Origin of the sequence: Castellaniella denitrificans, assembly GCF_042653765.1 — a bacterium.
Taxonomy (GTDB): domain Bacteria; phylum Pseudomonadota; class Gammaproteobacteria; order Burkholderiales; family Burkholderiaceae_B; genus Castellaniella; species Castellaniella denitrificans.
This window is the reverse complement of the sequence record NZ_JBHSEZ010000028.1, coordinates 61,685-80,370: the sequence shown is the minus strand read 5'-3', so window position 1 is coordinate 80,370 and position 18,686 is coordinate 61,685. Positions and strand designations below refer to the sequence as shown.

The following is an 18,686-nucleotide window of genomic DNA, read 5'->3' as shown; positions in this document are numbered from 1 at the left end:
CAATCTCCGGGACCCGCGCCGCGCGCGGCGGGTCCCGCCCACCGCAGGCAGTCCCCATGTCCGAGACCATTATATTCAAGCCCGCCCTGCAATGGTCCGGCGCCCTGCGGCGTCATCTGACGGCGCATCCGGGCGAGGAATCCCGCCTGGCGGCCGACGCCGCCCAGCCCGTCACCCGCAGGACCCTGGCCGACTGGTACGGGGAACTGCTCGGCCCCGGCGCGGTCCGGCCGATCCCCCAGGCCGACCTGCGGCGCGCCCTGCGGCGGCTGCGCGCCCGGGTCTTCGCCACGCTGACGGTGCGCGACATCGCCGGGCTGGCGCCCCTGCACGAGGTCGTGGCGGCCATGTCTCACCTGGCCGACCTGGCGGTGGGCGAGGCCTATGCCTGCGCCATGCACACGCTGATGGAGACGCACGGGGTTCCCCGCCATCCCGACACCGGCGAGCCCCAGGACATGCTGATCCTGGGCATGGGCAAGCTGGGCGGCAAGGAACTGAACGTCTCCTCGGACATCGACCTGATCATGCTCTACGACGCGGAGGGCGAAACCGACGGCCGGCGGCGCATCAGCCACCACGAGTTCTACGGCAAGGTCTGCCGGCTGATGATGCCGATCCTGTCGGAGCCCGACGCCGACGGCATCGTCTTTCGCACCGACCTGCGCCTGCGCCCGGACGGCGACAGCGGGCCGCTGGCCTGGAGCCTGGCCGCGCTGGAGAACTACCTGGTGGTCCAGGGCCGGGAATGGGAACGCTACGCCTGGCTCAAGGCCCGCCTGATCCCCTGCCCGCTGTTCGACGAGGAGGCCTTCGCCGCCCAGGCGCGCGACGTCGAGTCCCTGCGGCGGCCCTTCGTGTACCGGAAATATTTCGACTTCGACGCGCTGTCGGCCCTGCGCGGCCTGCGCGAGCGCATCCGCATGGACTGGCAGCGCCGCGCTCAGGCCCGCAAGGGGCTGGACACCCGCCACAACATCAAGCTGGGCGAAGGCGGCATCCGCGAGATCGAGTTCGTCGTCCAGCTCAACCAGTTGATCCGGGGGGGACGCCAGCCATCCCTGCAGCAGCGCAACCTGCTGGCGGCCCTGCACAAGCAGCGCCGCGCCGGCCTCCTGGACGAGGCCCAGGCCGCCGGCCTGGAGGCCGCCTACGTCCACCTGCGGCGGGTCGAGCACATGCTGCAATACCGCGAGGACGAGCAGACCCACCTGCTGCCGCGCACGGACGAGGGCATGGCCGCCCTGGCCCGGGCCATGGGCCATGCGGACGCGGCCGGGTTCCTGGCCGAGCTGGACCGGCACCGCGCCCACGTCTCGCACTGCTTCCGCGACGCCTTCCGCATCGCCGGCATGGGCGGCGACACGCAGGAGCCGGAGACCCCGCGGGCCGAAGCGCCCGCCGCGCCACTGTCGGACGACCAGGCCGACGCCATGCAGGCCCGCATCGACGCCCTGCTCGACAGCCACCGGATCCGCAGCCTGCCGCGCGCCAGCCTGCAGCGCCTGCACGCCCTGCTGCCGGGCCTGACCCGGGCGGCGGCCCGCACCGACGATCCGCCCGTCGCGCTGCAGCGGCTGTTGAACCTGGTGGAGCATATCGCCCAGCGCAGCGCCTACCTGGCGCTGCTGGCCGAATATCCGGAAACCCTGGCCCGCGTGGCGCGCATCGTCCAGGCCAGCCCCTGGGCCTCGGAATACCTGACCCGCTACCCGCTGCTGCTCGACAGCCTGATCGAATGGCGCAGCCTGATGCAGGCGCCCGATTTTCCGGCCCTGGCCGAACAGTTGCGCAGCGACCTGGACGCCTGCCTGCTGCCCGACGGGCAGCCCGACGTGGAGCAGCAGATGAACCTGATGCGCGACGTCCAGCACCAGGTCACCTTCCAGCTATTGGCCCAGGACCTGGAAAACGTCATCAGCGTCGAAGGGCTGGCCGACCACCTGTCGGCCCTGGCCGACCTGATGCTGGCCGAGGCCATCCACCGGGTCTGGCCCCAGGTGCTGCCGCGCGAGCGCCGCGCCGACCCGGGCGAGCCGCGCTTCGCCATCATCGCCTACGGCAAGCTGGGCGGAAAGGAAATCGGCTACGCCTCGGACCTGGACCTGGTCTTCCTGTACGACGACCCGGACCAGGAGGCCGGCGAGCGCTACGCCAAGCTGGGACGCCGGGTGGCGTCCTGGCTGTCCACCCTGACCTCTTCGGGACGGCTGTACGAGATCGACCTGCGCCTGCGCCCGGACGGCGACGCCGGCCTGCTGGCCCTGCCCATCGACGCCTTCGAGCACTACCAGCTGACGCAGGCCTGGCCCTGGGAACACCAGGCCCTGACCCGGGCGCGCTTCGTGGCGGGCGACGCCGCCATCGGCGCCCGCTTCGAGGACATCCGCCGGCGCATCCTGCTGCTGCCGCGCGATCCCGAGGCCCTGCGCCGCGAGGTCCTCGCCATGCGCGACAAGATTTCCCAGGGACACCCCAACCGCAGCGGCGACTTCGACCTGAAGCACGACCGGGGCGGCATGGTGGACATCGAGTTCATCACCCAGTTCCTGGTGCTGAGCCAATCCGGCGCCCACCCCGAGCTGCTGGACAACCTGGGCAACATCGCCCTGCTGGGCCTGGCGGCGCGCGCCGGCCTGATCCCCGGGACGCTGGCGGCGGACGTCGCCGACGCCTACCGGGTCTTCCGCCGGCGCCAGCACGCGCTGCGCCTGCAGGGCGCCGACAAGGCGCGCGTGCCGCAGGCGGAATTCACGCGCGAGCGCGAGGCGGTGCGGCAGTTGTGGGCGCACGTGCTGGAGGAAAAGGGTTCGTAAAGCTCATCGGCGCGCCGATTGACGTCATGCGACGGGGGTTAAAACCTCTCTGCGCCGCCCCTTACACCCGGAACGCCCGCGCCATTTCGGGCGAAAAATGGGCGGCGTTGATGCGGGTCATGGCGCGGTAATCGGCCGTCACGGCGAACGCCGGGCCCGGCAGCAGCAGGATGCCCTTTTTCTCCAGGCCCTCGATGAACCCGGCCAGGTCCGGCAGATCCGGATGCCCGGCCCACAGGAACATGCCGCCGGCGGGCGCGACGTCGAACCGCCAGCCCCGCTTGCGCAGCGCCGCCTGCGTCAGTTGCTGCTGCGTGGCGAGCCGCCGCTGGATGGCGCGCACGTGCCGCAGGTAGGTGCCGTCGGCCAGGATGGTGTGCACGAAGCGCTCGCAGAATCCGGGCACCGCCACGCTCGTCAGCAGCTTCAGGCGGATGAGCGGCTCCACCAGGTCCTTCGGGCACGCCAGGTAGCCGATCCGCAGCGAGGCCGACAGGGACTTTGAAAAACTGCCGACATAGACGACGCGCTCCAGGCCGTCCAGTTCCGCGAAGGTCTGGCGGCCGCCGGGGTGGAAATCCCCGTACACGTCGTCCTCGACGATCAGGAAATCGTGCTCCATGGCCCGCTTCAGCACGCCGAAGGCCGCCTGGGGCGTCAGGCCCGCGCCCGTCGGATTGTGGAAGGTGCTGTTGCAGAAGAAGGCCCGGACGCGGTGCCGCGACAGGACCTCGTCCAGGAACCCCAGATCGGGGCCGTCCTCCCGGCGCGGCACGCCGACCGGTTCGCCGCCGCACAGGCGGATCAACCGCGCCAGGTTGCCGTTGCACGGTTCGTCCACCAGCACCCGGTCCCCGGGGGACAGCAGGTGCCGCGCCACCAGGTCCAGCGCCTGGGTGGCCCCCAGCGTCGTGATGATCCGGCCCGGCGCGGCTTCCAGCCGCACGGTCTGCCGCAGATGCGCGGACAGCAGCTGGCGCAGCGGCACGTAGCCCTGGATGTCGCCGTATTCCACCAGACCGCTCTGGCCGAGCCGCGCGGTCCGGCGGATGGCGCGCGCCAGCAGATCGGTGTCGCGCCAGGGCAGCGGCAGCCAGCCGCAGCCGAGCTTGACGTGGCGGCCGGCCGGCGCCTGCAGCAGCCTGAACAGCGGATCGTCCGGCAGGACCGGTTCCGCCGCGGGCGCGGCCGATGCGGCCGGGGGGACCTGGACCGCCACGAAATAGCCCCGGCCCTGCTGCGCTTCCAGCAGGCCGTCGCCCACCAGGCGGCCATAGGCGCTGATCACCGTGTGCAGGCTCGCCCGCCGCTGCGCGGCCATCGCCCGGATGGAAGGCAGCCGCCGGCCCCGTTCCCACCGGCCCGCCAGCAGGTCCGCCCGGATGTCGTCGTAGAAGCCCATCGCGGCCCGCCCAACTGTTAGAAAAAATACTCGAACAGTTTACGGGAAACCATCGCGGGTGTTTCCGGAAAAGCCGGGCCGGGATGACACAATGCCTGCCAGCGACAACCAACCGGACGGGATTCCATGCGCTCGAAGCTGCCCTTCGCCACCTACCTGTATTTCCTGGCGCAATCCATCAACCTGACCACCGCTGTCATGTCGGTGGCGATGGCGGCCATCGTGGGGGCGTCGCTGACGCCCAGCCTCTGGCTGTCCACCGTGCCCTACGGCTTCCAGTTCCTGTTCGTGATGCTGATGACGGTGCCCGCGTCCCGGCTGATGAAGCGCATCGGGCGCAAGCGGGCGTTCCTGCTGGCGGCCTTCCCCCTGGCGCTCTCGGGCGTTTCAGGCTACCTGGCCGTGGACCGGGGCTCGTTCGCGCTGCTGATCGTGGCGCATGCGCTGCTGGGCAGCTACATCGCCTTCGCCAACTTCAACCGCTTCGCGGCCACCGACGGCCTGGACGCGCGGCTCAAGCCCAGGGCCATCTCGCTGGTCGTGGCGGGCGGAGTCCTGGCGGCGCTGACCGGCCCCCTGCTGGCCGACCGGCTGAAGGACGCCGCCGGCTTCGCGCCCTTCGCCCTGTGCTACGCCGCCTTCACCGGCCTGGCGCTGCTGTCCTTCCTGGTCCACCTGGCGGTGCGGGAAGCGCCCGGCGCCGCGCGGCCCCCGGCGGCCGGGGATGGACACACGGCCGCGGGCGGGCAGGCGGGCGCGGCCTGGCGCGCCGTCCGGCGCACGCCCGCCCTGGCGGCGGCCATCGCCGTGGGCGCGCTGGGCTACGGCATCATGAACCTGCTGATGGTGCAGGCCTCGCTGCACATGGCCGGCCTGCACATGCATTTCTCGGCGGTCGGCACGGCCATCCAATGGCACGTGGTGGCGATGTTCGCGCCCTCCTTCTTCACCGGTGCGATCATCGGCCGCCTGGGGCTCAGGGCCGTCATCGCCGGCGGCATCGCCCTGCTGATCGCCGCCAGCGTCCTGAACCTGCTGTCCGACGACTACGTCATGCTGGTCGCGAGCCTGGTGGTCCTGGGCCTGGGCTGGAATTTCACCTACGTGGGCGGCAGCGCCCTGCTCGCCCGGGTCCTGGGGGAACAGCCCCACGCCATCGAGGTGCAGGGCCTGAACGATCTGGGGCTATCCGTGATGGCGACCGCCGGCGCCTTCCTGCCCGCCCTGCTGCTGCAGGGGCTGGGATGGGCCGGCACCAACCTGGCGTGCATCGGACTGTGCCTCGCACTGCTGGCCTGCGTCCATCGCAGCCTGCGGAACCATCCGGCGGCCGGCGCCGGCCCCGCGGCCGCAAGCGTCTGAACGGCCGGCGGGGCGGGCCGCGCGCCCCGGTCCCGTCAGGCCTTCAGCGCCGCCGCCACGGACGCGGACAGCGGGGTCGTCGGCCGGCCGATCAGACGCGAGAGCTGGCGGCCGTCGTCGAACAGCGCCCCCCGGGACGCGTCGGCGTCCCATCCGGCGATCGCCCGGGCGAGGTCCGGCGGCAGGCCATGGCCCGCCAGGATGGCGGCGTAATCGGCCTCGGGCAGGTCGCGGTAGGGGATCGACCGGCCCGTCTGGCGCGAGATCTCGGCGGCCAGTTCATCCAGCGTATAGGCGGTGTCGCCCGCCAGTTCGTAGGTCCGCCCTTCGTGGCCCGGGGCCGTCAGGACCACGGCGGCCGCCTCGGCGTAGTCCGCGCGCGCGGCCGAGGCGATCCGCCCCTGGCCGGCGCTGCCGACCAGCGCGCCGCCCGCCAGCGCGCCCGCCACCGCGCCCATGTAGTTCTCGGTGTACCAGCCGTTGCGCAGGATCGTCCAGGCCAGGCCGGATTCCTTCAGCATCCGTTCGGTCTGCCGGTGTTCGTCCGCCAGGCTGAGCGGCGAGACGTCGGCGCGCAGCAGGCTGGTGTAGACGATGCGCCGCACGCCCGCCGCCCGGGCCGCCTCGATCGCATGGCGGTGCTGTCCGGCGCGGCGGCCGACTTCGCTGGAGGAAATCAACAGCAGCGTGTCCGCGCCCGCCAGCGCCGGCGCCAGGGTCGGGGGCCGGTCGTAGTCGGCCTCGCGGACCGCGATGCCCAGGCCGGCCGCCTTGGCCGGCGTGCGCGCCAGCGCCCGCAGAAGGCCGGGATCGACGCGGGCCTTCAATTGTTCGACGACGAGGCGGCCGAGCTGGCCCGTGGCGCCGGTGATTGCGATGGTCATGACGGAGTGTCCTTGAAAGTAGAGGGTGACGCCACTCTACCTCACGAACAAACTTTTAGTAAGTACGCACAGAAATGTTAGTGTTAAGATAGCCTCATGAAACAGCCCGCTTCGCCGCCCGCCGCCAGCCCCGCCGCTCCCCTGTCCCTGTCGCAGCGCCTGCGTCCCGGCAATCTGCTGGCCGCCGACTGCCCTTCGCGCGAAGTGCTCAAGCACGTCACCAGCCGCTGGGGCGTGCTGGTGCTGATCGTCCTGGAAGGCCGGACGCACCGCTTCAGCGAACTGCGGCGCGCCATCGGCGGCGTCAGCGAACGCATGCTGGCGCAGACCCTGCAATGGCTCGAAGGCGACGGACTGGTGCTGCGCACCGCCCTGGAGATCGTGCCGCCCCACGTCGAATACAGCCTGACTCCGCTGGGCCGCGAAGCCGCCGAGAAAGTGCGGACCCTGGCCGACTGGATCGAGCTGAACCTGCCCAGGATCCAGCAGGCGGGCATGCAATGAGCGCATCGGAAACCGCCCACTCTCCCGCCGTGTCTCGCCGCGATGCCACCGCATCGTTCTGGCGCGATCCGGTCCTGCCCTTCGTCGAGAGCCGCCGGGCGTGCCGCAGCCGCGCCTGCTACGTGCCGCACCGCCATCCGACCTTTTCCATCGGCGCGGTGGACGAGGGCCGCAGCCTGTTCACCGGCGCCGCCGACGGCCCGGTCGCGCTGAGCCCCGGCACGCTGGTGTTCGTGCCGGCCGAACGCGTGCATGCCTGCAACCCGGTTCCCGACACCGCCTGGAGCTACCAGATGCTGCACCTGGACGCCGCCTGGCTGCGGGCCGTCCGGCGGGAATACGCCCAGGCCGCCCCGGACGAGGCCGAGCCAGTGCGCATCTCGACCGAGCCGGAGACCTATGAACGCTTCGGCCGGCTCAACGCGCTGCTGTTCTCCGACGCCGACCCGCGCGACAAGGAATCGGCGCTGATCGAATTCCTGGGGGACGCCGACGCCGGCGCGGGCCTGCGCATCGCGGCGCCAATCGCCCCGTCGAGGCTGGCCGGGAGGATCCGGCCGGCCCTGGACCGCCTGCGCGCCGCCCCGGACCGCAACGCGCCCCTGGACGAACTGGCGCGCCTGGCGGACATGAGCCGCTACCAGTTGATCCGCGCCTTCCGGGCCGTCACCGGCATGACGCCGCACGCCTGGCAATTGAACCAGCGCGTCAACCTGGCCCGCGAACGGATCCGGGCAGGCGCCGGCATTGCGGAAGTCGCCCTGCAGCTGGGCTTCGCGGACCAGGCGCATTTCCAGAGGGTCTTCAAGGCCTACGCGGGCGTGACGCCCGGCCGCTTCCGGGCCTGATGCCGGGCCGGGCCGCCCCGGAAGCGCGGCGCGGCCGCAATTTCCTTCAATACAGAACGCGCGCACGCCGGCACACTGCGGAAAAACACGCATGTGCTCCGAATGCAGCAATTCCTGATCATCGCCGCGGCGCATTTCCTGGCGCTGCTTTCCCCCGGCCCCGACTTCTTCCTGATCGCCAGGACGTCCCTGTCCGCCGGCTGGCGCGTCGCCAGCGGCGCCTGCGCGGGCATCGCGCTGGCCAACGGGGTGTTCATCGTCACCGCGTTCGCCGGCACCGCCGCGCTGCGGCCCAACGGCCCCCTGTTCATCGGCCTGCAAGCGGCCGGCTGCGCCTATCTGCTGTACCTGGGCGTCCTGTTCGTCCGCCACGCGGGCCGCGGCCGCCTGGACCTGCCGGACGGCCGGGCGGCCGGACCCGCCTGCTCGTCCGCCGCCTGGCGAAGATCCGCCGGCATGGGCTTTCTTTCCGGCATCCTCAACCCGAAGAACGCGCTGTTCTACGCCAGCCTGGCCGCGCTGCTGACCGGCCCGCACGCGAGCGCTGGCTGGAAGGCGGTCTACGGTGCCTGGATGTTCGGCGCGGTGCTGGGCTGGGACGTGCTGGTGGCCATCATGATCGGCAACCAGGCCGTGCTGCGGCGCTTCGCGCGGTCCCTGCCCTGGCTGGAACGCATTTCCGGCATCGTCCTGATCCTGCTCGCGCTGGGCGTCCTGGCGATCCTCCTGCTTCGCTGACAGCCGGGGACCGAGGCACCACCGCGGCGCGAAATGAAAACGCCGGACCGCTCCCCGGCCGCCGCGTCCCGGAATGGACGCGACGAACGGAGGGCGGTCCGGCGCTGCGCGGACCCCGATGCGCCGGCGCTTACTGCAAGGTGCGCTCGAACACGAACTTCTCGCCGTCCCAATCCACCGGCACGACGTCGTGCGGACCGAAGCGGCCTTCCAGGATCAGCCGCGCCACCGGATTTTCCACGTACTGCTGGATGGCGCGCTTCAGGGGCCGGGCGCCGAACACCGGGTCGTAGCCCGCGCGGGCCAGTTCCGTGACCGCCGCGTCGGAGACCTCCAGGCGCATTTCCTGCTGGGCCAGGCGCTCGGCCAGGCGCTTCAACTGGATGCGCGCGATCGGCTCGATGTGCGTGGCGTCCAGGCCGTGGAAGACCACGATCTCGTCGATCCGGTTCAGGAATTCCGGCCGGAACGCCGTCTTCAGCTCGTCGCGGATGACTTCCTTGACCACGTCGTAGGGCTGGTCGGCCAGGTTCTGGATATGCTGCGAACCGATGTTCGAGGTCATGATGATCACCGTGTTGCGGAAATCCACGGTGCGGCCCTGGCCGTCGGTGAGGCGGCCGTCGTCGAGCACCTGCAGCAGCACGTTGAACACGTCCGGATGGGCCTTCTCGACCTCGTCGAGCAGGATCACGCTGTACGGCTTGCGGCGCACGGCTTCCGTCAGGTAGCCGCCTTCCTCATAGCCCACGTAGCCCGGGGGCGCGCCGATCAGGCGGGCCACCGAATGCTTTTCCATGAACTCGCTCATGTCGATGCGCACCAGGTGGCTGTCCGAATCGAACAGGAAGCTGGCGAGCGCCTTGGTGAGCTCGGTCTTGCCCACGCCGGTCGGCCCCAGGAACAGGAACGAGCCGTACGGACGGTTCGGGTCCGACAGCCCGGCGCGCGAGCGGCGGATGGCCTCGGACACCAGGCGCACGGCCTCGTCCTGGCCCACCACGCGCTCGTGCAGCACCGCTTCCATGCCCAGCAGCTTGGCGCGTTCGCCCTGCATCATGCGCGACACGGGAATGCCGGTGGCGCGCGACACGACCTCGGCGATTTCCTCGGCCCCGACCTGGGTGCGCAGCAGGCGCGGCTTGCCGGCCTCTTCCGTCTTGGGCGCGGATTCCGCCGCCTTCAGGCGGGCTTCCAGTTCGGGCAGGCGGCCGTACTGCAGCTCGGCGAGCTTGTCGTACTGGCCCTTGCGCTGCAGCTCGGCCATTTCCGCGCGGACCTGGTCGATTTCCTCCTTCACGGCCTGCGAGCCCTGGACGGCGGCCTTTTCCGCCTTCCAGATTTCCTCGTAGTCGTTGTATTCGCGCTGCAGCGATTCCAGCTCGTCCTCGATCGCCTTCAGGCGGCGCTCGGAGGCTTCGTCCTTGTCCTTCTTGACGGCCTCGCGCTCGATCTTGAGCTGGATGATGCGCCGGTCGAGCCGGTCCATGACTTCCGGCTTGGAGTCGATTTCCATGCGGATGCGCGCCGCCGCCTCGTCGATCAGGTCGATGGCCTTGTCGGGCAGGAAGCGGTCGGTGATGTAGCGGTGCGACAATTCCGCCGCCGCGACGATGGCCGGGTCGGTGATCTGCACGCCATGGTGCAGCTCGTAGCGTTCCTGCAGGCCGCGCAGGATGGCGATGGTGGACTCCACGTCGGGCTCGTCCACCATCACCTTCTGGAAGCGGCGCTCCAGCGCGGCGTCCTTTTCGATGTACTGGCGGTATTCGTCCAGGGTGGTGGCGCCCACGCAGTGCAGCTCGCCGCGCGACAGCGCGGGCTTGAGCATGTTGCCGGCGTCCATGGCGCCCTCGGCCTTGCCGGCGCCCACCATGGTGTGCAGCTCGTCGATGAAGACGATGGTCTGGCCCGAATCCTGGGACAGTTCCTTCAGCACGGCCTTGAGGCGTTCCTCGAACTCGCCCCGGTACTTGGCGCCGGCCAGCAGCCCGGCCAGGTCCAGCGCCAGGATGCGCTTGCCCTTCAGGGTTTCCGGCACCTCGCCGTTGACGATGCGCTGGGCCAGGCCTTCCACGATGGCGGTCTTGCCCACGCCGGGCTCGCCGATCAGCACGGGGTTGTTCTTGGTGCGGCGCTGCAGGATCTGGATGGTGCGGCGGATTTCGTCGTCGCGGCCGATCACCGGGTCGAGCTTGCCTTCACGCGCCCGGGCGGTCAGGTCCAGAGTGTATTTCTTCAGCGCCTGGCGGTTGTCCTCGTCCTCGGCGCCCGTCACGGACGCGCCGCCGCGCACGGCCTCAATGGCGGTTTCGAGCGCCTTGCGCTGCAGGCCGGCCTCGCGCAGGGCGCGGCCGACCTCGCCCTTGTCGTCGGACAAGGCCAGCAGGTAGAGTTCGCTGGCGACGTAGGCGTCGCCGCGCTGGCCGGCTTCCTTGTCGGTGCGCGCCAGGGCGGCCTGCAGGTCGCGGCCGACCTGGACGTTGCCCTCGGCCCCCTGGACCATGGGCATGGCCTTGATCTGGCGGTCCAGTTCGGTCTGCAGCCGCGGCACCGCCACGCCCGCGCGGGCGAGCAGGCTGGCCGCGCCGCTGTCCGGATCGGCGAGCAGGGCCGACAGCAGGTGGGCGTTCTCGATGTAGGAATGGTCGTGGCGCACAGCCAGACTTTGAGCGTCGGCGAGCGCCTGCTGGAACTTCGTCGTGAGTTTGTCGAATCGCATGGGTGGAGCCCTTTAGGGGGAAGGGGCGCATACGCCCCGAGATGCGATATATATGCGGCTGGCGGGAGGATTTTCAAGACGCGGCAAAAGCCAGACGGCTGACGCCCTGCAGATCGACCCGCTGCCGTGCAAGCCACAAATCATGCGCATCCTGCATGGCCAGCCAGCTTTCCGGACTGCGCCCGACCGCCTTCGAGAGACGCAGCGCCATTTCGGGCGTCACTCGACTGGAGCCATTCAACACCCGGCTGAGCGTGGAAGCCGCCACGCCCAGACTTTCCGCCAATTCGCGGCCACTGACCCCATTGGGTTCCAGATAAACGGCCGAGATGAACTCGCCTGGATGGGGGGGATTATGCATTGTCATCAATGATAGTCTTCATAGTCCAATATGTAGGCATTGCCGTCCTTGAGACCTTTCAAGAGATGCAGATCAAACCCCGGAATATCCAGGTCGGACAGCCCCACGGCGGTATGGGGCGCAGCCAACTGCAGCCGAAGCCGCTTGCCATGACTTGCCTGGACGCCCGACATGGCCCCTGTCTCGAAGAAGCGCCTCAGCCTTTTGTGCCGGAAAGACTTATCATAACGTAGCACGTTGCGCACCAAGCAACACAGCCAGACCGAAAAATCCCGACGGACGAAACGGTCACAGCATCAGGCCGGCGCCCCGCAACCAGTGCCGCGACAGGTCTTCGGCGGCGAGGTCCAGCGACCGGCCCGGGCCGGATGCCCAGTTGTTCCAGCAGACATAGGGCACCCGGCCCGAGGGCAGACCATAGCGCCGATAGACTTCCGGCAGGATGGGCACGTGATCGCCATACCAGCACAGGCTGGCGGGCCGACCCAGGGATTCCAGTGTGTCGCGCAGGCTGGCGGCCATCTGGTCGGCATGGCGCAGATGGCGCAAATAGATCGTCAGGTCCTCGCAGCCGGGCGGCGGCGGCCGGGTATACAAGGCATCGGCCTCGTCCGGTCGAGCCGCTTCCAGATGCAGGGGGCCATGGTTTTCCATGGTGATGGCCATCACGAACAGGGGCTGCCCGGACTGCCGCAGCAGGCCGGCGACCTTGTCCGCCACGGCGCGGTCTTCCACATACGGCTCGGCCGTGGACACCCCGGCAAAGGCCTGAATATCCAGAAAAGCGTCGAAACCCAATCGCGGATAGACACGATTTCGCTGATAGAAACCGGCCGGATACGGATGCACGCAAACCGTGCGATACCCCAGATCCTTCAGCCAGGACGCCAGCGAGGCCAGCCGCCACCCCGCCACCAGCGCCCGGTAAGGATTGAAACGATGCACCCCCAGCCGCTCCGCCGCGATGCCTGACAGAAAGGCAAATTCGGTGCGGATGGTATTGGCGCCCCATGCAGGCACAGCCAGCCCGCCCTGCAGGACCGCATCCGCACACAAGCGATCGAACTGCGCCAGCACGTCGCCTCGTATGCCCGGCACCACCGCGCGCGGGTCAAAAAACGATTCGCTCTGGATGGCGACCATGTGCGGCAGATCTTGCCTGAACGCCCTGGCCCGCTGAGACGCCAGCCCCGTTGACAATGCCCGCCGGTCGGCCGACTGCACGCCAGAGCCCGGCCCGACCGCCGCCACAAAATCGAAGGGTGACCCCACGCACGGCAGGCGCCCCGCCGCGCAAGCATACCGCCATAGCGAGGCCATGAACCCCAACGCCGCCAGATCGCGCGCCGGCTGGAAGGTCGCCACCGGCAGGCGCCGCGCCCCACCCCACAGCAACAGTGCCCCCGACAGCGCCACCACGCTCAGCCCGCCCAGGTGCCCGGTCCAGTTCCAGCGGTCTTCCAGCGATTCCTCTGCCCACAGACCGACCGCCACGGCCAGCAGCACACCGATCGTCGCTCCCGAGAATTTCGCCCAGCCCAGAAACGGGATATACAGGCGCGGATGACGGACCGCGTCGGTAAAGTATTCGTAATCGTGGAAGACAAAGGGCTCGCGCAGGGATTTGTACTTGGCATTGTTCACCTGCACCAGCACCAGCCAGAAGGCGGACACCACCGCCGCCGCAAACCAGGGCCGCCCCAGCAGCAACGTCAGAGCCGCGTGCGCCAGGCACCAGATGCCCGCATGCACCGCCCAGGCCGCCGCCGGCCGGCTCAGCGGCGGGGGCGGCACCATCAGGCGCTCGATGGCGACGGACAGCGCGACACCCACCCCTGTCGCCGCCAGCATCGAGATCAGATCGGGGTCAAACCCCATAGCCCATCCAGCGCACGATCCGATGCGACAGCGCGGCCGGCAGCACGGCCAGCCACCAAGCACCCCAGTTCAGGGGGAAGGGAAAGCTGATACGCGCCCGATCCCGCGCCAGACCGCGCCGGATGGCGCGCGCGGCGCGGTCCGGTGTCCACAGAAAAGGCTTGGGACCGGGCATGGCGGCGCACATCGGCGATTCGACGTAGCCGGGCATGATCACGCTCACGCGGATGCCCTCGGGGGCCAGCCAGCCGCGCAGGGCCTCGCCATAGGCCTTGATGCCGGCCTTGCTGGCGCTGTAGGCCGGGGTGACCGGCAGACCGAAATATCCGGCCAGCGAACTCATCAAGGCGATCTGCCCTCTGCCCCGCGCCCGCATGGCCGGCAGCACCGCCTGGGCGATCCGCATGGAGGCCTTGAGGTTCACATCCAGCAGGGCGTCCACCTCGTCCCAGGACTCCGGTTCACCACCCGGCCCCACATGCGTGTTCATGCCGGCGTTGATGACGACCAGGTCCAGCGGCTCCAGCCCGGCCAGCCAGGCCTGAAGCGCCGGGCCGTCGCGCACGTCGAGACCATGACACCGCACCATCGCGCCGCGCGCCTCGCAGGCCTGGGCGACCCGCGCCAGTACGTCCTGACGGCGGCCATGCAGGATGAGAGTCACGCCTGGCGCCGCATATTCCCAGGCCAGCGCCGAACCGATGGCGCTGGTGGCGCCGGTGATGAGGATGCGTCGCATCAGGCCTCCAGCAAACGCGGCAAGCTGTTGCGCACCGCCAGGGCAATCCCCTGCGGGCAGTAAAAACCGCCGTTGACCGTCGCCTGGGACAGCACCCGCTGTCTCAAACGATGAAAACGCCCCCCGTCAGGCGTCGCGTCCGCTGTCCAGAAGCTGTCTAAGTCGCCCTGATGCACCAGCCCTGGCTGGGCATACAACGCACGCCCCAGCACCATCAGGGGCAAGCCGGCTTCCAGCGCCAGCGGCCCCACCGTGCTGTTGACGGTCACCACGCCGGCGGCCTGACGCAGCAATCTGGGCAGCTGTCCCGTTTCCATATAGAACACGCGGCCCCGCAGGCCGTGGTGCCGCACCAGGCGTCGCAACACGCGGCCATGTCTGGCCAGACCCGGGTCCAGCGGATGATTCTTGACCACCAGCACCGCATCGGCCGGTGCGCGCCTGGCAAAGGATGCCAGCACCCCGTCCATCAATTCCCGCATGTTGCCGTAGGGCGAATGCTGACGAATCTGGCTGTCCCCATCCAGTTGCAAGGGCAGCACGAAAAAGCGCCTGCGCTGGCGCAACAAGGTTCGGAGCATCCGGTCATCGCGCCCGCGATACCAACGCAACAGAGGCAGGCGCCACGCATAACCCAAGTATTCCAGCGGCGCGATGTAGCGCGCATGATTGCGATAAAACGGAAACAGCACGGGATTGGCCATACCGGCGACGTGGTACGCCACATCGTGCACCGCCCGGCGCCAGAACGGCGACTTGAAGGCGGTGGGGACGGTGGGTGGCGGAAAATCAGTCGCGGCATCCTGATGCAACACGGCCATCAGCGGCGAATGCGCATTGACTCCGCCGCGTTCCAGCGTGATGCGATGCGGACGAAAATAGCCTTCCTCGAACACATGCGCGCGCAATCCCAGGCGCCGGGCCAACGCCACCGCTGGCCGGTGCACGGGGCGGCAATCCCCGAACAGCACCAGGTCCGTCACCCCCCACTGCCGCACATGCTGTTCATAAAAAGACGGCAATTGCGACAAATGCCCTCGAAAAGACACGGCTTGTCCGAGGCGCCAGTACAGCAAATCGCCGGCTGTGAAATTCACCCGGCGCACGCAATGCCCCTGGCCGCGCAGCGCCCGTGCCAATTCACGAAAGAAAGGCGTGCAAGGCCCCTGCAAGAACAAAAACGTACGGCGCATGCCGTAATCCCCTCCAAAACCGGTCAGTCGGCGGTGCGCCACGCCCGCCAAATGGCGTGAAACTTGCGTTGATTGCGGGCCCACCACCCGCGATTGAGGCGTTCCAATGTGCCGTCTCGCGCGCGCCTATCGCGCTCTTCCACCAAGCGGTTCAAGACCGCTTCGCACGTCGTATAGCCCTTGAGCAGCGGATCCCAGTACATGGGATAGTCCAGCAATGTCCCGGCCACCAATTCCGCCAGGCTCAGGCGCCGCCGGCGCCGCGCAAAGGCCGCACCGCCCACGACGAGGTCTTCGGTCAGGCCCCAGCCCGCATAGAACGGCTGGCCGTAGGTCACCACCTTTTTATGCCGCAGCAGCGCATCGAAGCCCGTCAGCGACGTCATCGTGTGCACCGCATCGCAGGCCTCGATGCAACTGATCACGGAACACCGCGTCTCCACATGGTCCGCGTAGGCCAGTGCCTGTGCCTCGGACACCACGCCCTGGCGATTGCCCGAGGCCACATCCGGATGCGGCTTGTAGACGATGAACGCACCCGGATGCGCCTCGCGGGCGGCCCGCAACAGCGCCAGGTTGGTCCTGACGTCCGTACAACCGAAACGGATCGACGCGTCGTCTTCCACCTGGCCCGGCACCAGCACCACCGGACGGCCGCCAGACTGCCAGGACACCGGTGTGCGCGGCTCCAGGTTGTATTTGGTGATGCCATGCGTCACGATGAACTGGCGCACGGATTCCGCGCGCCGCAGATCGTCGGCCGACCAGGTGTGTTGGTTCAACAGATTTTCCAGATCGGATGGCCTGGTCGGATCGAAATACAGGCCGGTCTCATCCAGCACCAGGGACTGCGGCGGAATCATGTCCGACCCCAAGCCCACCGACCGGACAAAGCCATCCTCCATGCGCACCAGACGCGCGCCACTGGCGGCCGCCAATTCCGCGACACCCTTGGGCGGCTCACGCCCCCAGCACACTAGGCTGTCGTCCGGTCCCGGGCGTAGGCGGGCCGCCCGCCGGGCATCCGGCACAAACAGCGCCGGCCCCTGCCCCAAGGACAACAGAGGCCTCAGATTGGCGGCCTTCCAGCGGCGCAAACCCACACAGATCATTCGGCCGCGATACCGGCCATGCACACGCTTCTGCAGGACCAGCCAGTCAATCACATCGAATATCGTACCCGGCTGGTGCGTCGAGGGGTCCAGATAGCGGGTGTAGTGAAAATAGGCCGCCGCGAACAGCTCGTCGACGGACCTGCGGCGCGATCGGCGGCGGCAGATCTGGCGATCATCCGTCACTCCCCAACCGGCATACCAGGGCAGACCGAAGACGGTCACCGGCTTTCCGAGCAGCAAGGCCTCGAACCCCATGGTGGACGACACCACATAGACGCGATCCATTCGCTGGACCAGGTCGATCGGATTCACCGCCTGTCGCAGCAGCACGGTGCGCTCATCCTCGGCCGCATCCGACAAATAGCCGCGCTTTGCGCCCGCAGATACCTCGGGATGGGTCTTCACATAAATAGTAGCGCCGGGGTTCTCGCGGCGCGCCACGTCCAGCATCGACCGGAAGGTCCAGGCCGACGCCCCGCCCAGCGAGACGCTGACATCCCCCTCAGTCTGATCTACGACCAGCACGCGCGCCACATCACTCTGACGCAGCAAATCGGCCGACAGACCCGGAGCATGGTTGTACTTGCTCAAGCCATGCTCCCGTATCAGCGAGCGCGCTCGGGCGACTTCGACCTGAATTCCCAACAGCACATCCCGATCGGACTGCAACAAGGATTCCAGCGCCGATTCCTGGGTGCCGTCGTAATAAATGCCCTGTTCGTCGACGATCAGGGACAGTTGGGGGCAGCCGGAGCCGACGCCATAGGAACGCAGGAAGCCGTCTTCAAGGCGAAGAAACGGCAGGCCGCGCTCGCTGGCGTACCGAAAGGCGTGTCGAGTATTCTGCTTGCAGCCCCAGCCAGCTATTCGACCAACGTCTGGGCGGGCACGGCTCCCAGTTACCCGCACGAAAGAGCTTCGCAGCAAACACTCCGCCACCCGATTGCGCAGGATACCGTTCGAAAAAACACCAATAAACATCAGACTGCCGCACCCATCACGCTGCAACATACTCGAGGAAACCCCTCAGACGCTGCCCCGGTGACTGGTCCCGCCATGCGGGATCGCTGTAGGAAATCAATCGGGACCTGAAGTCCTCGGCCACGCCTCCACCCAAGCTATCCGGCAGCACCGAATCACTCCCGTCCATACGAACGGCTATCTGGCGATATAGCCGCCAATGTTCCGGTGCGGTGTACCGCTCGAGGGATTCCATGTTGCTCGACAGCACATGATAAGGAATGCGCTCATTGACACACTGCGTTTCCATGGCGGAGACATCGATCAAAGCATGCGCGGCCTGAAAGGCTTCCAGGCGATCCGCACTTTCCACACCTGTCGCAGCCAGGCGCATCCGTTGTAAAACTGAAAGCCGGATATTGTTCCTGTGCAGGAACACTTTAAAGCCCTCGCGCCGCAATCCATACGCCAGGGAAAGCAGATGCTCTGTATACATGCCCAGGCGGTGCCCCAGGTTCGGGTGCGGTTTAATCAAAACGTCCGACACACCAGCCAGACCGGCAAAATGCCGCAGCACAGAAAGTACCCGAGGACTGCCCAAGCTGGAGTAATTTTCTATGGGCACTCCGCCTTCCCAGGTAGGGGCATAGAACAGAACCCGACGCCCCGCTTTCTGTGCCAACCCGGTCCTGCCGATGAACGTGTCCCCCGTCATGATCAGTCGCTTTGCACCATAATCATGTGGCTCGAAATGGCCGGACCTGTAGTAGCGCTGCAGACTCAAATAGCCTGCCATCGCCACGTGGTCATAGATTCTCGTGATCGGCTTGATCGATGATACCTTATTGCTCTCACCATGCGTCACGAACACATGCTTAAGCCTACGATTAGCCACTAAGCGACAATTGGATTGTGCATTGAACAAGTAGAAAACCGTTTGATCTTCGAGACGGTCAAGATCGCTGGACTTCATGCACTGAAATGTCAGCCCCTGAGCCGAGAACAATCTTCTGAAAACCCCGAAGCTCCTTTTGTACTTCTTCAGATAAATGATCGTTCTGTCCGGATCGAACACGCCGGTTCTGAAGTACGTGGACAACTGAAAGCCCGCGCCATGAATCTTGCTATCGAGATATACAGCATAAGGATATGATGGCGACAAGC

At 67.9% G+C, this 18,686-nt stretch carries 15 protein-coding genes; 5 read left to right on the top strand and 10 right to left on the bottom strand.

What is annotated here, in order from left to right; all coding sequences use genetic code 11:
• Positions 1-56 precede the first annotated feature (56 nt).
• Entirely contained in the window at positions 57-2,816 is a 2,760-nt protein-coding gene (gene glnE / locus ACFO27_RS12500) for a bifunctional [glutamate--ammonia ligase]-adenylyl-L-tyrosine phosphorylase/[glutamate--ammonia-ligase] adenylyltransferase (RefSeq protein WP_376817618.1), read from the top strand.
• A 61-nt stretch (positions 2,817-2,877) separates the two neighbouring features.
• Here the strand turns inward: glnE and ACFO27_RS12495 are convergent, their stop codons facing one another.
• The gene (locus ACFO27_RS12495) at positions 2,878-4,218 is read right to left on the bottom strand and encodes an aminotransferase-like domain-containing protein (RefSeq protein ID WP_376817617.1); all 1,341 of its coding nucleotides are present in this window, start codon (positions 4,216-4,218) and stop codon (positions 2,878-2,880) included.
• Between the two features lie 126 nt (positions 4,219-4,344).
• On the opposite strand from ACFO27_RS12495, the gene ACFO27_RS12490 reads away from it, so the two are divergent.
• Entirely contained in the window at positions 4,345-5,580 is a 1,236-nt protein-coding gene (locus tag ACFO27_RS12490; RefSeq protein ID WP_376817616.1) for an MFS transporter, read from the top strand.
• Positions 5,581-5,615: 35 nt separating this feature from the next.
• Here ACFO27_RS12490 and ACFO27_RS12485 read toward each other — a convergent pair whose 3' ends face one another.
• On the bottom strand, positions 5,616-6,464 hold the full coding sequence (locus ACFO27_RS12485) for an SDR family oxidoreductase (protein WP_376817615.1): 849 nt from the start codon (positions 6,462-6,464) through the stop codon (positions 5,616-5,618).
• 96 nt (positions 6,465-6,560) lie between these two features.
• On the opposite strand from ACFO27_RS12485, the gene ACFO27_RS12480 reads away from it, so the two are divergent.
• The 3 genes from ACFO27_RS12480 to ACFO27_RS12470 all read left to right on the top strand — a co-directional run bounded on the left by ACFO27_RS12480 (position 6,561) and on the right by ACFO27_RS12470 (position 8,554).
• Entirely contained in the window at positions 6,561-6,968 is a 408-nt protein-coding gene (locus ACFO27_RS12480; protein WP_376817614.1) for a winged helix-turn-helix transcriptional regulator, read from the top strand.
• Positions 6,965-7,816, top strand: a complete 852-nt coding sequence (locus ACFO27_RS12475; protein WP_376817613.1) for an AraC family transcriptional regulator — start codon at positions 6,965-6,967, stop codon at positions 7,814-7,816. Before ACFO27_RS12480 ends, ACFO27_RS12475 begins: the two co-directional genes overlap by 4 nt.
• A gap of 102 nt (positions 7,817-7,918) precedes the next feature.
• Positions 7,919-8,554: a LysE family translocator gene (locus ACFO27_RS12470; protein ID WP_376817612.1), complete on the top strand. Its 636-nt coding sequence runs from the start codon at positions 7,919-7,921 to the stop codon at positions 8,552-8,554.
• A gap of 130 nt (positions 8,555-8,684) precedes the next feature.
• Here the strand turns inward: ACFO27_RS12470 and clpB are convergent, their stop codons facing one another.
• The 8 genes from clpB to ACFO27_RS12430 all read right to left on the bottom strand — a co-directional run bounded on the left by clpB (position 8,685) and on the right by ACFO27_RS12430 (position 18,684).
• Entirely contained in the window at positions 8,685-11,276 is a 2,592-nt protein-coding gene (gene clpB, locus ACFO27_RS12465) for an ATP-dependent chaperone ClpB (protein WP_376817611.1), read from the bottom strand.
• 73 nt (positions 11,277-11,349) lie between these two features.
• Complete coding sequence (locus ACFO27_RS12460) at positions 11,350-11,643, bottom strand: HigA family addiction module antitoxin (RefSeq protein WP_043681776.1); 294 nt, start codon at positions 11,641-11,643, stop codon at positions 11,350-11,352.
• The gene (locus tag ACFO27_RS12455) at positions 11,643-11,873 is read right to left on the bottom strand and encodes a type II toxin-antitoxin system RelE/ParE family toxin (protein ID WP_376818052.1); all 231 of its coding nucleotides are present in this window, start codon (positions 11,871-11,873) and stop codon (positions 11,643-11,645) included. Before ACFO27_RS12455 ends, ACFO27_RS12460 begins: the two co-directional genes overlap by 1 nt.
• A 52-nt stretch (positions 11,874-11,925) precedes the next feature.
• Complete coding sequence (locus ACFO27_RS12450) at positions 11,926-13,515, bottom strand: LTA synthase family protein (protein WP_376817610.1); 1,590 nt, start codon at positions 13,513-13,515, stop codon at positions 11,926-11,928.
• Positions 13,505-14,254 (bottom strand): SDR family NAD(P)-dependent oxidoreductase, encoded by a 750-nt coding sequence (locus ACFO27_RS12445; RefSeq protein ID WP_376817609.1) that lies wholly within the window; start codon positions 14,252-14,254, stop codon positions 13,505-13,507. Before ACFO27_RS12445 ends, ACFO27_RS12450 begins: the two co-directional genes overlap by 11 nt.
• Positions 14,254-15,447, bottom strand: a complete 1,194-nt coding sequence (locus ACFO27_RS12440; protein ID WP_376817608.1) for a capsule biosynthesis protein — start codon at positions 15,445-15,447, stop codon at positions 14,254-14,256. Before ACFO27_RS12440 ends, ACFO27_RS12445 begins: the two co-directional genes overlap by 1 nt.
• A 23-nt stretch (positions 15,448-15,470) precedes the next feature.
• The gene (locus ACFO27_RS12435; RefSeq protein ID WP_376817607.1) at positions 15,471-17,573 is read right to left on the bottom strand and encodes a capsular polysaccharide biosynthesis protein; all 2,103 of its coding nucleotides are present in this window, start codon (positions 17,571-17,573) and stop codon (positions 15,471-15,473) included.
• Positions 17,560-18,684, bottom strand: a complete 1,125-nt coding sequence (locus tag ACFO27_RS12430) for a hypothetical protein (protein ID WP_376817606.1) — start codon at positions 18,682-18,684, stop codon at positions 17,560-17,562. The genes ACFO27_RS12435 and ACFO27_RS12430 overlap by 14 nt, the downstream gene beginning before the upstream one ends.
• Between the last annotated feature and the right edge of the window lie 2 nt (positions 18,685-18,686).